Source organism: Salipiger sp. HF18 (genome assembly GCF_011806505.1).
GTDB classification, from domain to species: domain Bacteria; phylum Pseudomonadota; class Alphaproteobacteria; order Rhodobacterales; family Rhodobacteraceae; genus Salipiger; species Salipiger thiooxidans.
In genome coordinates, this window is the sequence record NZ_JAATOS010000086.1 from 1 (window position 1) to 13,249 (window position 13,249).

The 13,249-nt window shown below is 68.1% G+C and carries 12 protein-coding genes and 1 pseudogene; 12 read left to right on the forward strand and 1 reads right to left on the reverse strand.

The features are described from left to right. The 6 genes from HC022_RS10090 to HC022_RS10115 all read left to right on the forward strand — a co-directional run. On the forward strand, positions 1–521 hold a 521-nt coding region (locus HC022_RS10090; protein WP_167452337.1), incomplete at its 5' end, for an FAD-binding oxidoreductase. Positions 522–567: 46 nt separating this feature from the next. After that, the gene (locus HC022_RS10095) at positions 568–1,539 is read left to right on the forward strand and encodes a TRAP transporter substrate-binding protein (RefSeq protein ID WP_167452338.1); all 972 of its coding nucleotides are present in this window, start codon (positions 568–570) and stop codon (positions 1,537–1,539) included. 234 nt (positions 1,540–1,773) lie between these two features. Further along, positions 1,774–2,304 carry a TRAP transporter small permease gene (locus HC022_RS10100; RefSeq protein WP_089954051.1) on the forward strand — a complete coding sequence of 177 codons (531 nt, stop codon included), beginning with the start codon at positions 1,774–1,776 and terminating at the stop codon, positions 2,302–2,304. A gap of 1 nt (position 2,305) precedes the next feature. Continuing rightward, positions 2,306–3,619 carry a TRAP transporter large permease gene (locus tag HC022_RS10105; protein WP_167452339.1) on the forward strand — a complete coding sequence of 438 codons (1,314 nt, stop codon included), beginning with the start codon at positions 2,306–2,308 and terminating at the stop codon, positions 3,617–3,619. Between the two features lie 4 nt (positions 3,620–3,623). Continuing rightward, positions 3,624–4,367, forward strand: a complete 744-nt coding sequence (locus tag HC022_RS10110; protein ID WP_167452340.1) for a TSUP family transporter — start codon at positions 3,624–3,626, stop codon at positions 4,365–4,367. Then, positions 4,364–5,287 carry a hypothetical protein gene (locus tag HC022_RS10115; RefSeq protein ID WP_167452341.1) on the forward strand — a complete coding sequence of 308 codons (924 nt, stop codon included), beginning with the start codon at positions 4,364–4,366 and terminating at the stop codon, positions 5,285–5,287. Before HC022_RS10110 ends, HC022_RS10115 begins: the two co-directional genes overlap by 4 nt. Here the strand turns inward: HC022_RS10115 and cbbR are convergent. Beyond that, on the reverse strand, positions 5,284–6,225 hold the full coding sequence (gene cbbR, locus HC022_RS10120; RefSeq protein WP_167452342.1) for a LysR family regulator CbbR: 942 nt from the start codon (positions 6,223–6,225) through the stop codon (positions 5,284–5,286). The genes HC022_RS10115 and cbbR overlap by 4 nt on opposite strands. 97 nt (positions 6,226–6,322) lie before the next feature. Here cbbR and HC022_RS10125 point away from each other — a divergent pair, with 97 nt between their 5' ends. From HC022_RS10125 to HC022_RS10150, 6 genes and pseudogenes are all read left to right on the forward strand, one after another. Continuing rightward, positions 6,323–7,330 (forward strand): class 1 fructose-bisphosphatase, encoded by a 1,008-nt coding sequence (locus tag HC022_RS10125; RefSeq protein ID WP_167452343.1) that lies wholly within the window; start codon positions 6,323–6,325, stop codon positions 7,328–7,330. A gap of 28 nt (positions 7,331–7,358) precedes the next feature. Continuing rightward, positions 7,359–8,211 (forward strand): annotated as a pseudogene (locus HC022_RS10130) (phosphoribulokinase). 11 nt (positions 8,212–8,222) lie between these two features. Continuing rightward, the gene (gene tkt, locus HC022_RS10135) at positions 8,223–10,208 is read left to right on the forward strand and encodes a transketolase (RefSeq protein ID WP_167452344.1); all 1,986 of its coding nucleotides are present in this window, start codon (positions 8,223–8,225) and stop codon (positions 10,206–10,208) included. 19 nt (positions 10,209–10,227) lie between these two features. Continuing rightward, positions 10,228–11,307, forward strand: a complete 1,080-nt coding sequence (gene fba / locus HC022_RS10140) for a class II fructose-bisphosphate aldolase (RefSeq protein ID WP_167452345.1) — start codon at positions 10,228–10,230, stop codon at positions 11,305–11,307. 73 nt (positions 11,308–11,380) lie between these two features. Continuing rightward, positions 11,381–12,844: a form I ribulose bisphosphate carboxylase large subunit gene (locus tag HC022_RS10145; protein WP_167452346.1), complete on the forward strand. Its 1,464-nt coding sequence runs from the start codon at positions 11,381–11,383 to the stop codon at positions 12,842–12,844. A gap of 76 nt (positions 12,845–12,920) precedes the next feature. Next, on the forward strand, positions 12,921–13,249 hold a 329-nt coding region (locus tag HC022_RS10150; protein ID WP_167452347.1), incomplete at its 3' end, for a ribulose bisphosphate carboxylase small subunit.

Consider the following 13,249-nt stretch of genomic DNA (forward strand, 5'->3'; position numbering starts at 1 on the left):
CCATCCCCTGCGACGCCGCCGTCATCACCACCGGCGTCTGGTCCGGGCCGCTGGCGCGCAAGCTCGGCGTCAACGCGCCGCTGGAATCCGAGCGCGGCTACCATCTCGAGCTCTACGAGCCCTCGGTCATGCCCCGGAACCCGGTGATGATCGCCAGCGGCAAGTTCGTCGCGACCCCGATGGACGGACGCCTGCGCCTTGCCGGCATCGTCGAGCTTGGCGGTCTCGACCTGCCGCCGTCGCGCGCGCCCTTCGAGCTGCTCGAAAAGCAGATCCGCGCCGCGGTGCCCGGGCTGACATGGAAGAAGACCGCGGAGTGGATGGGGCACCGGCCGTCGATGGCCGATTCCCTGCCGATCATCGGGGAATCGCCGGCGGTGAAAGGGGCCTACATGGGCTTCGGCCACGATCACGTCGGTTTGACGGGCGGCCCCAAGACCGGGCGGCTTCTTTCTCAGCTGATCTCGGGCCGGACGCCGAACATCAATCTTGCGCCCTACGCCCCGGATCGGTTTCACTAGCCTCACCAAAAAACATTAGAACACAAACAACAGGGAGAGACAGATCATGAAACTCGCGAACACGCTGCTCGCAGCGACGGCGCTTGCCGGCATCGGCGCGGCGGCTCAGGCCGAGAAGTGGGACATGCCCATGGCCTACGCCGCGACCAACTTCCATTCGGAAGTCGGCGCCACCTTCGCCAGCTGCGTGACCGATGGCACCGGCGGCGAGCTCGAGATCGTGACCCACCCCTCGGGCTCGCTCTTCGGCGGCGCCGAGATCAAGCGCGCGGTGATGACCGGCCAGGCGATGATCGGCGAGCGTCTGCTTTCTGCCCACCAGAACGAGAACGCGCTCTACGGCGTCGACTCGATCCCCTTCCTCGTCTCCTCCTTCGACGAGCACGAGAAGCTCTGGTCGATCGCCCTGCCCTATGTCGAGAAGGCGCTGGAAGAGGACAACCTGCACTACGTCTACTCGGTGCCGTGGCCGCCGCAGGGGCTCTACATGAACAAGGAGCTGACCGACATCGAAGGCATGAAGGGCGTGAAGTTCCGCTCGTACTCGGCGGCGACCGCCAAGATGGCCGAGCTGACCGGCGCCCTGCCGGTGCAGGTCGAAGCGGCGGAACTGAGCCAGGCGCTGGCCACCGGCGTGGCCGAGAGCTTCATCTCGTCGGGCGCCACCGGCTATGACCGCAAGGTCTGGGAGCACCTGTCGCATTTCTACGAGGTCGACGCATGGCTGCCGCGCAACGCGGTCTTCGTGAACCTCGACGCCTGGAACGACCTGTCGGACGAGGCCAAGACGGTCATCACCGACTGCGGCGCCGCCGCCGCCGCCGAGGGTCTGCAGAAGTCCATCGACTACACCAACTTCACGCTCGACGAGCTGAAGAAGAACGGCATGTCCGTCGAGCGGGCCTCGGACCACCTGATGGGCCAGCTGCAGGAGATGGGCGAGGTCATGACCGCCGAGTGGCTCGAGACCGCGGGCGACGACGGCAAGGCCATCGTCGACGCCTACAAGGGCGAGTGATCCAGGCCGAGTGAGCCGGGTCACGTGACCCGGCACGACTGACACGGGACCGGTCGCCCCGCGACGGGCGGTCGGCAGGATGACCCGGGCGGCGCCACGCGCGCCGTCCGGCACACCCGGCAGACGGTGACTTCGATCTCCGGCCCTGCGCGCCCCATGCGCAGGCCGCCGCGTCACCGCGACAGCCTCAAAAAGCCCCATGGGCCAACAGACAACAGGCAGGGAGGACAGGGCATGGCCGCCGCACGGACGCTTCGGCGCATCCTCGATACGTTCTATCTCATCGGCGGGATCCTCGCCTCGCTCTTCCTGATCGCGATCCTCGCGATCATCGTGCTGCAGATGCTGGCGCGCTGGACCGGGCATGTCTTTCCCGGCGCCACCGACTACGCCGGCTACTGCATGGCCGCGGCGTCCTTCTTCGCCTTCGCCTACGCGCTCAACCACGGCGCCCACATCCGGGTCTCGCTGTTGCTCACCGGGCTCGGCAGGCACCGCTGGTGGGGCGAGCTCTGGTGCTTCGGCATCGGCACCGCGATCTCGACCTGGTTCGCGTGGTACGCGATCCGCGGCAACCAGATCTCGTGGCGCTTCAAGGAACTGAGCCAGGGGCTCGACGCGACGCCGATGTGGATCCCGCAGCTGTCGATGTCGATCGGCACCGTCATGCTCGCCGTGGCGTTCTGGGACCACCTCGTGCGGCTGATCTTCACCGGGTCGCACGGCATCACCACCGACCTCGTCGACCAGAGCCAGGGAGAATGAGTTGGAACAGCTGATCCCCATCGGAATCTTCCTCTTCGTCCTTTTCCTGCTGCTGGGCTCCGGCGTCTGGGTGGGCCTTGCGCTGATGGGCGTGGCCTACGTCGGCATGGAGATTTTCACCTCGCGCCCCGCCGGCGACGCGATGATCACCAAGATCTGGTCGTCCTCCTCGAGCTGGACGCTCACCGCGCTGCCGCTCTTCATCTGGATGGGCGAGATCCTCTACCGGACACGATTGTCGGAGGACATGTTCAAGGGCCTGAGCCCGTGGATGGCGCGGCTGCCCGGCGGGCTCGTGCACACCAACATCGTGGGCTGCACCGTCTTCGCGGCGGTCTCGGGCTCGTCGGCGGCGACGCTGACCACGGTCGGCAAGATGTCGATCCCCGAGCTGCGCCGGCGCCACTATCCCGAGACCATGGTCATCGGCACGCTGGCGGGGGCCGCGACGCTGGGGCTGATGATCCCGCCCTCGCTGACGCTTATCGTCTACGGCGTGACCATCAACGAGAGCGTCACCAAGCTCTTCATGGCGGGCGTTCTGCCGGGCCTCGTGCTGGCGCTGATGTTCATGGGCTACGTGGCGGTGATGTCGTGGACGTCCAGGGACTTCAACCCGACGCCCGAGCCCCACATGTCCTTCGTCGAGAAGCTCAAGAACTCGCGTTTCCTGATCCCGGTGATCTGCCTGATCGTCGTGGTCATCGGCTCGATGTACATGGGCTGGGCGACGGCGACCGAGGCCGCGGCCTTCGGCGTCATCGGCTCGCTGATCCTCGCGGCGGCGCAGGGCTCGCTGAGCTGGGGCACCTTCAGCGAGAGCCTCATGGGCGCGGTGCGTACCTCGGCGATGATCGCGCTGATCCTCGCGGGTGCCTCGTTCCTGTCGCTGTCGATGGGCTTCACCGGCATCCCGCGCGGGCTCGCCGACCTGATCGCCAGCTGGGAGCTGTCGAAGTTCCAGCTGATCATGGCGCTGCTGGTGTTCTACATCATCCTTGGCTGCTTCCTCGACGGCATCTCGTCGGTGGTGCTGACCATGGCCGTGGTCGAGCCGATGATCCGGGCACAGGGGATCGACCTGATCTGGTTCGGCATCTTCATCGTGGTGGTGGTCGAGATGGCGCAGATCACGCCGCCCATCGGCTTCAACCTCTTCGTGCTGCAGGGCATGACCGGGCACGAGATGAACTTCATCGCCCGCGCCGCGATCCCGATGTTCCTCATCATGGTGGTCATGGTCTTCGTGCTCATCGTCTTCCCCGAGCTCGCCACGTGGCTGCCCGACAACATCCGCAAGGGCCCGGGCGGCTGATAAGGTGACCGAGGCCTGGACACATCTCGCGGCGGCCCCCTGGGTCGCCGCAATCGCCTTCGCCATCGTCTTTGTGGGCGCCGTGGTGCAATTCTCGCTCGGCATGGGTTTCGGGCTGACCGTGGCGCCGGTGCTGGCGCTCATCGACCCGGTGCTCGTGCCCTTCCCCGCCCTGCTCATGAGCTTCGCCGTCGCCGCGGGCGGCGCCCTGCGCGAGCTGCACGCGGTGCGATGGGACGCGGTCGTCTGCGCCGCCGGAGGCCGGGGCCTCGGCGCGGCCATCGCCGCAATGCTGCTCGGGGGCATCGCCTCGGCGCAGGGCTTCAGCCTCGTGTTCGGGCTATTGGTGCTTGGCGCGGTGGCTCTGTCGGTGGCGGGGCTGAGACTTGGCTTCACCTACCGCAACCTGCTGGGCATGGGCGCGGTCTCGGGGGTGATGGCGACGATCACCTCGGTGGGCGCGCCGCCGCTTGCCATGGTGTTCCAGGGCCAGCCACCGGGCGAGGCCCGCCCGACGCTCGCGGCGATCTTCACCTTCGGAACCCTGTTCTCGATCGCCGGGCTCTGGCTTGGCGGCTTCGCCGGGGTGCGCGAGCTGTGGCTGGCGCTGCTGCTGTCGCCCGCGGCGCTGGCGGGGTTCTTCGCCACGCGCCTGCTGGGCGGGGTGCTCGACACCCGCTACCGGGCGCTCCTGCTGGGCGTGAGCGGGCTCGCCGGGCTGGCGCTGGTGATCCGGGGGCTGGCATGAGCCCGCTGCTGGCCTGCGCCCGGCACGCGCGCTGGCTGCTGGTGGCGGGGCTCGTTGCCGGCGTCGCGGTGCCCGGCGTCGCCTCGGCGGTGCGACCATGGCTGCCCGAGCTGGTGGCGCTGATGCTCTTCCTCGCGGCCCTCAGGATCGGCCCGCGCCGCGCCGTCGGCGCGCTCCACGAGCTGCGTGAGACCGCCGCCGTGCTGCTGGCGTGGCAACTCGCCCTGCCCCTCGCGGCACTGGCGCTCTTCGCCGCGACAGGTCTGCTTGGCCAGCCCGTCGCACTTGCGCTGATACTGATGCTTGCCGCCTCGCCGCTGGCGGGGAGCCCGAACCTCACCATGCTGGTCGGCGCCGACCCCGCCCCGGCACTGCGCCTGCTGATCCTCGGCACCGCGGCGCTGCCGCTCAGTGTCATTCCGGTGTTCTGGGCCCTGCCCGCCCTCGGCAGCGCCGCCGCGGTCACGGGCTCGGTGCTGCGGCTGCTGATGACCATCGGACTTGCCGCGGGGCTCGCCTTCGCGCTGCGCCTGACGCTGATGAAGACCCCCTCCGAGACCGCGCTCGCCCGCATGGACGGGCTCTCGGCGCTGACCATGACGGTGATGGTGCTGGGGCTCATGTCCGCCGTGGGCCCTGCCCTCTCCGAGCGCCTGCTGGCGCTGGCCGGGTGGCTGGCGCTGGCCTGTGCCGCCAATCTCGGGCCGCAATGCGTGGTGGCGCTGCTGCTGAGGGGCCGGATGCCCGGCCCGCGCATCCCGGCGCTGGCCATCACCGCGGGCAACCGCAACATCGCGCTCTTCCTCGTGGCGCTGCCGCCCGAGACCACCGACGCGCTGCTGCTGTTCATCGGCTGCTACCAGGTGCCGATGTATCTGACCCCGCTCCTGATGACCCGCTTCTACGCCCGGCTGCGCTAGGCCACGTGCCCGGCGGGCCAGCGCGGCAGGAAACTGTCGCGCTCGGCGGCGATGAACTCCCACACGGTGCGGGCGGCGCCGCTCAGCGGGGCGTCGGTCGGGTGCAGCAGGAACCAGTGGCGCATGATCGGCAGCCCGGGAAGGTCCAGCGTCACCAGCCGCCCCGAGCGCAGTTCCTCGACCACCGTGTGATACGAGATGAGCGCGATCCCCAGCCCCGCGATCACCGCCTGCTTGATGGTCTCGTTGGTGCCCATCTCGGAGCGCTCATAGGGCTTGCCCTCGCCGATCCGGTCCAGAAACCGGGTCGCGAGGATGCGGGTGCCCGAGCCCTGCTCGCGCATCAGGATGATCTCGTTCAGCACCTCGTCGGGGGTGATGTCGCGCTTCGCGGCCAGCGGATGATCGGGCGGCGCGATCAGCACGTGCGGGTGATCCCCGAGCGAGATCGCCTCGAGCGCCGGCACCCGCGGCGGCCGCCCCATGATCGCAAGATCCAGCGCCCCGTCCTGCAACGCGCCGATGATGCTGTCGCGGTTGCCGATCTGCAGCAGGATCTCGATGTCGGGGCAGCTCCTGCGCAGGCGGGCGACGATGCCCGGGGCGAAATACTTGCCGGTCGAGACCACCCCCAGAACCACCGTCCCGGCGAGCCCCTTCTGCAACGCATCGATTCTTCGCAATGCGATCCGGAGGCCCGCGTCGGCCCTCTCGTAGGCGTGCAGAAGCACCGCGCCTTCGGCGGTAACGGTGAAAGGGCCGGCCCCGTCCCGCGACAGCATGGCACAGCCAAAGGTATGGTCTAGGGCCTTGAGCTGGCTGTGCACCGCCGGGGCAGTAAGACCCAGCTCTTCGGCGGCACGCGAAATTGATCCAGTTTTTTCAACGGCTTCCAGAGCGCGAAGCTGTTTGAACGTCAGCGAGGCCAATCTGCGCATTAAATTTCTCCGAAAGAGAGATCAGATTTTTTAAATTTTCTAACAACGCCCGATGCGGAAGATCAAGCCTCAGTCACCCGTCGAGGAGGAGGCCTTGATGACCGACAGGAACCCCTATTCACCCGACGCGCCGATTCCGGCCGGTCTCCGCCCCGCGATGGAGGCGCTCGGCCGGGTCGGCCGCGACCTCGCCCGGCGCATTGCCCGCGGCCCGCTCGATGGCCGTCTCGACCGCACCGTGGGCGGCAACGCCGACGGCGACGCGCAGAAGGCGTTGGACGTGCTGGCCGACGCCGCGTTCCTCGCCGAGCTCAGGGGCACCGGCATCCGCTGGTACGCCTCGGAAGAGCAGGACGACGTCACCGAGCTCGACCCCGCCGGGCGGCTGGCGCTGGCCATCGACCCGCTCGACGGCTCGTCGAACATCGAGACCAACGTCTCCATCGGCACCATCTTCTCGCTTCGCGAGGCCAGGGATGAGGGCGTGGCGAGCTTCCTGCGCCCCGGTCACGAGCAGCTGGCGGCGGGCTACATCATCTACGGCCCGCAGTGCATGATGGTCGTCACCTTCGGCGACGGTGTGCAGGACTACCTGCTCGACCCCGCGACCGGGCTTTTCACGCTGGTCAACACGCGGCTGACGATCCCCGAGGAAAGCGCCGAGTTCGCGATCAACGCGTCGAACTACCGGCACTGGTCGAAGCCCGTGCGCGCCTACATCGACGACAGCATCGCCGGCAGCGAGGGTCCCCGCGCCAAGAACTTCAACATGCGCTGGATCGCCTCGCTGGTGGCCGAGACCCACCGGATCCTCGTGCGGGGCGGGCTGTTCCTCTACCCCCGCGACGCCCGTCCCGGCTACGCCGACGGCCGCCTGCGCATGGTCTACGAATGCGCCCCCATCGCGCTGCTGATCGAGCAGGCGCAGGGCCGTGCCACCGACGCCACCACGCGCATCCTCGACAAGGTGCCGGGCTCGCTGCACGCCCGCACGCCCTTCGTCTTCGGCTCGACCTCCAAGGTCGACCGCATCACCGCCTACCATGACCTCCCCGAGCAGGAAATCTCTGCCCTCTTCGGCAACCGCGGCCTGTTCCGCGTCTGATCGCCCCCAGGAAAGACCAGCAAGTCCCATGAGCAAGAAGCATCCCATCATCTCGGTCACCGGCTCGTCCGGCGCGGGGACCACCACGGTCAAGACGACGTTCGACCAGATCTTCCGCCGCGAAGGCATCAAGGCGGTGAGCATCGAGGGCGACGCCTTCCACCGCTACAACCGCGCCGACATGAAGGCCGAGCTCGAGAGCCGCAAGGCCGCCGGGGACGAGACCTTCTCGCATTTCTCCTACGACGCCAACGAGCTGGGCGCGCTGGAGGACATCTTCCGCACCTACGGCGAGACCGGCAGCGGCAAGACCCGCCACTACATCCACGACGACGCCGAGGCCGAGCCACTTCACCGACTGGAAGCCTTTCGAGGATGGCAGCGACCTGCTGTTCTACGAGGGCCTGCACGGCGCGGTGAAGAACGACGAGGTCAACCTCTCGGCGCTGGCGGATCTCAAGATCGGCGTGGTGCCGGTCATCAACCTCGAATGGATCCAGAAGATCCACCGCGACAAGGCCTCGCGCGGGTACACCACCGAGGCGGTGACCGACGTGATCCTGCGCCGGATGCACGCCTACGTGCACTGCATCTGCCCCCAGTTCACCGAGACCGACGTGAACTTCCAGCGCGTGCCGGTGGTCGACACCTCGAACCCGTTCATCGCCCGCTGGATCCCCACCGCCGACGAGAGCCTCGTGGTGATCCGGTTCAAGAGCCCGCGGGGGATCGATTTCCCCTACCTGACCTCGATGATCCAGAACTCCTGGATGAGCCGGGCGAACTCGATCGTCATTCCGGGCGGCAAGATGGACCTCGCCATGCAGCTCATCTTCACGCCGATGGTCCAGCGGCTCGTCAACGAATCCAAGCGCGCCTGAGGGAGGCACAGATGACCCTTCAACAGACAATCTCGACCAGCACCGAAGACCAGATGGCCAACGCCATCCGCGCGCTCGCGATGGACGCGGTGCAGGCGGCGAACTCGGGCCATCCCGGCGCGCCCATGGGCATGGCCGACGTGGCAACGGTGCTCTTCAACCGCTTCATGACGCTCGACCCGAAGGACCCCAGCTGGGCCGACCGCGACCGCTTCGTCATGAGCGCCGGGCACGGCTCGATGCTGGTCTACGCGATCAACCACCTGCTGGGCTACGACGACATGCCGATGGACCAGCTGCGCCGCTTCCGCCAGCTTGGCAGCCGCACCGCCGGGCACCCGGAATACGGCCACGCCAAGGGCATCGAGACCACCACGGGGCCACTCGGCCAGGGCATTTCCACCGCCGTCGGGATGGCGCTGGCCGAGCGCATGATGAACGCCCGCTTCGGCGACGATCTCGTGGACCACTACACCTATGTCATCGCCGGCGACGGCTGCCTGATGGAAGGCATCAGCCACGAGGCCATCGACCTCGCCGGACACCTTGGACTCTCCCGCCTGATCGTTCTCTGGGACGACAATGGCATCACCATCGACGGAGGCACCGACCTCTCCACCTCCACCAACCAGCTGGCGCGCTTCGCGGCGGCGGGCTGGCACGTTGCCTCCGTCGATGGGCATGACAAGACCGCCGTCGCGGCCGCACTCGAGACGGCGCGCGCCGAAGCCTCCCCCTCCCTGATCGCCTGCAAGACGATCATCGGCTTCGGCGCACCAAACAAGCAGGGCTCGCACGACGTGCACGGCGCGCCGCTGGGCGATGCCGAGATCGCCGCCGCGCGCGAGACGCTCGGCTGGACGCACGCCCCCTTCGAGATCCCGCCCGAGGTCTACGACGGATGGCGCGCGGTCGCGGCGCGGGGAGCGGATGCCCGCTCCGCCTGGGCGCGTCGGCTGGCCGACAGCCCCGACGCCTGGACCTTCCGCGCCGCCCACGCGCCGGTGGACGACGCCAGCCTCGATGCCGCGATCACCGCCTACAAGCACCGGCTGTCGTCGGACGCGCCCAAGGTGGCAACCCGCAAGGCCAGCGAGATGGCGCTCGAGATCGTCAACGGCACCCTGCCCAACACCGTCGGAGGCTCCGCCGACCTCACCGGGTCGAACAACACGAAGACCAGGGGCCAGGCTCCGGTGAAACCCGGCGACTACGCCGGCAGCTACATCCACTACGGCATCCGCGAGCACGGCATGGCGGCGGCGATGAACGGCATCGCGCTGCACGGCGGGCTGAAGCCCTACGGCGGCACCTTCCTCGCCTTCGCCGACTACTGCCGGCCGGCGATGCGGCTGTCGTCGCTGATGGGGCTGCCGGTGGTTTACGTCATGACCCACGACAGCATCGGGCTGGGCGAGGACGGGCCCACGCACCAGCCGGTCGAAACCATCGCCTCGTTGCGGGCGATGCCCAACCACCTCGTGTTCCGCCCCTGCGACGCGGTCGAAACCGCCGAGGCCTGGCAGATCGCGATGACCCAGACCGCGCGGCCAAGCACGCTGGCGCTGTCGCGGCAGGGCCTGCCCACGGTGCGCACCCGGCACACCGAGGCCAACCTCACCGCCCGCGGCGCCTATGTGCTGCGCGACGTGGCCCGGCGCGACCTGACGCTGATCGCCACCGGTTCCGAGGTCGAGATCGCGCTGGCCGCCTCCGAGGCGCTGGCCGCCGAGGGCATCGCCGTCGCCGTGGTCTCGGCCCCCTGCTTCGAGCTCTTCGCCGAGGCCACGCCCGAACAACGCGCCGCAGTGCTGGGCGATGCCCCTCGCATCGGCATCGAGGCCGCGATCCGGCAGGGCTGGGACCTGATGCTGCGCCCCGAGGACGGCTTCATCGGCATGACCGGCTTCGGCGCCTCGGCGCCCGCCCCCGAACTCTACCGCCATTTCGGCATCACCGCCGACGCCGTGGCCGCGCTGGCGCGGCAACTCGTCTGACCAAGGGAGGACCCACCACATGGCACTGATCACGCTGAGGCAATTGCTGGATCACGCCGCCGAGCACGGCTACGGCGTTCCGGCCTTCAACATCAACAACATGGAGCAGGGCCTCGCGATCATGGAGGCGGCCGAGGGCTGCGACGCGCCGGTGATCCTGCAGGCCTCGCGCGGGGCCCGGAAATACGCGGGCGACATCATGCTGCGCCACATGGTGCAGGCGCTGGCCGAGATGTTTCCCGGCAACCACATCGTCATGCACCAGGATCACGGCAACAACGACGCCACCTGCCTTTCGGCGATCCGTCACGGCTTCACCAGCGTGATGATGGACGGCTCGCTCGAGGAGGACATGACGACGCCCGCCTCCTACGAGTACAACGTCGAGATCACCCGCCGCGTCACCACCGCCGCCCACGCGGTCGGCGCCTCGGTCGAGGGCGAGCTGGGCGTGCTCGGATCGCTCGAGACCGGCGAGGCCGCGGCCGAGGACGGCTCGGGTGCCGAGGGAAAGCTCAGCCATGACCAGCTTCTGACCGATCCCGAGCAGGCGGTGGATTTCGTGCTGGCCACCCGCTGCGACGCGCTGGCCATCGCCTGCGGCACCTCGCACGGGGCCTACAAGTTCACCCGCAAGCCCGACGGCGACATCCTGTCGATGGAGACCATCCGCCGGATCAACGAGAAGCTGCCGGACACGCATCTGGTGATGCACGGCAGCAGCTCGGTCCCGCAGGAGCTTCAGGACCTGATCAACGCCAACGGCGGGCACATGCCCCAGACCTACGGCGTCCCGGTCGAGGAGATCGAGCGCGGCATCCGCATGGGCGTGCGCAAGGTCAACATCGACACCGACTGCCGCATGGCGATGACCGGCCAGTACCGCCGCATCGCGCAGGAAAAGCCCGAGGAATTCGATCCGCGCAAGTTCAACGCGCCCGCCATGGAAGAGCTGCGCAAGCTCTGCCGCGACCGGTTCGAACGCTTCGGCACCGCCGGACAGGCCTCGAAGATCAAGCCCGTCTCGCTCGACGACATGGCAAGCCGCTACGCCAGCGGCGCGCTCGACCCGAGGATCGCCGCGGCCGACGCCGCCTGATCCCCCCGACCACGGACCGACGACGGACCGACCACGGATCTGCATTCGCATTATGCTCACGGAGGAGAAGACCATGCTGGACAATGCCAAGACCGTCACCGACGCGAAGAAGCGCTACAGCGCTGGCGTGATGAAATACGCCCAGATGGGCTATTGGGAGCCGGACTACACGCCCAAGGACACCGACATCATCGCGCTGTTCCGGATCACCCCGCAGGACGGCGTCGACGAGGTCGAGGCAGCGGCGGCGGTGGCGGGCGAAAGCTCGACCGCGACCTGGACCGTGGTCTGGACCGACCGGCTCACCGCCTGCGACAAGTACCGGGCCAAGGCCTACCGCGTCGACCCGGTGCCGAACTCGCAGGGCGAGTTCTTCGCCTACATCGCCTATGACCTCGACCTGTTCGAGCCGGGCTCGATTGCCAACCTCACCGCGTCGATCATCGGCAACGTCTTCGGCTTCAAGCCGCTCAAGGCGCTCCGGCTCGAGGACATGCGCCTGCCGGTCGCCTACGTGAAGACCTTCCAGGGTCCCGCCACCGGCATCGTGGTCGAGCGCGAGCGTCTCAACGCCTACGGGCGCCCGCTGCTGGGAGCCACGGTGAAGCCCAAGCTCGGCCTCTCGGGGCGCAACTACGGCCGCGTGGTCTACGAGGCGCTGAAGGGCGGGCTGGACTTCACCAAGGACGACGAGAACACCAACTCCCAGCCGTTCATGCACTGGCGGGACCGCTTCCTCTACTGCATGGAGGCGGTGACCCGTGCCTCCGCCGCCACCGGCGAGGTGAAGGGGACCTACCTCAACGTCACCGCCGGCACGATGGAAGAGATGTACGCGCGGGCGGAATTCGCCAAGTCGCTCGGCTCGGTCGTCATCATGATCGACCTCGTGATCGGCTACACCGCGATCCAGTCGATGGCCAAGTGGGCGCGGGACAACGACATGATCCTGCACCTGCACCGCGCTGGGCATTCGACCTACACCCGCCAACGCTCGCACGGGGTCAGCTTCCGCGTCATCGCCAAGTGGATGCGTCTTGCCGGCGTCGACCACCTGCACGCGGGCACCGTGGTCGGCAAGCTCGAGGGCGATCCGGCCACGACCAAGGGGTATTACGACATCTTCCGCGAGGAATATAACCCAATGGCGCTCGAGAACGGCATCTTCTTCGACCAGGACTGGGCCTCGCTCAACAAGATGATGCCGGTGGCCTCGGGCGGTATCCACGCCGGCCAGATGCACCAGCTGCTGACCTATCTGGGCGAGGACGTCGTGCTGCAGTTCGGCGGCGGCACCATCGGTCACCCGCACGGCATCGAGGCGGGCGCCACGGCCAACCGCGTTGCCCTCGAGGCGATGGTCTTCGCCCGCAACGCCGGGCGCGACATCTGGAACGAGGGCGAGGACATCCTGCGCGACGCCGCCCGCACCTGCACGCCGCTGAAGCAGGCGCTCGACACCTGGAAGGACGTCACCTTCGACTACGCCTCGACCGACGCACCGGACTTCGCACCGACCCCCGAGGTGTCGATGTGAGCCTCTGCGGGGGGAGATGCCCCCTCTTCCCCCGCACCCTCTCCATTACCGAAATCCCGACCTGAAAGGACATCCCATGCGACTGAGACAGGGCCAGTTCAGCTTTCTTCCCGACCTCACCGACGACGACATCCGCGTGCAGGCGCAATACGCCATCGACAACGGCTGGGCGGTCTCGGTGGAATACACCGACGATCCCCACCCCCGGAACAGCTACTGGGAGATGTGGGGCCACCCGATGTTCGACAACCGCGACGCCGCGGCAGCGGTCTACGAGGTGACCGAGTGCCGCAAGCAACACGGCTCGAAGTACACCCGGGTGCGGGCCTTCGCCGCCACCCACGGCTGGGAATCGATCCGCATGAGCTTCACCGTGAACCGCCCCGCCGAGGAGCCCGGCTTCCG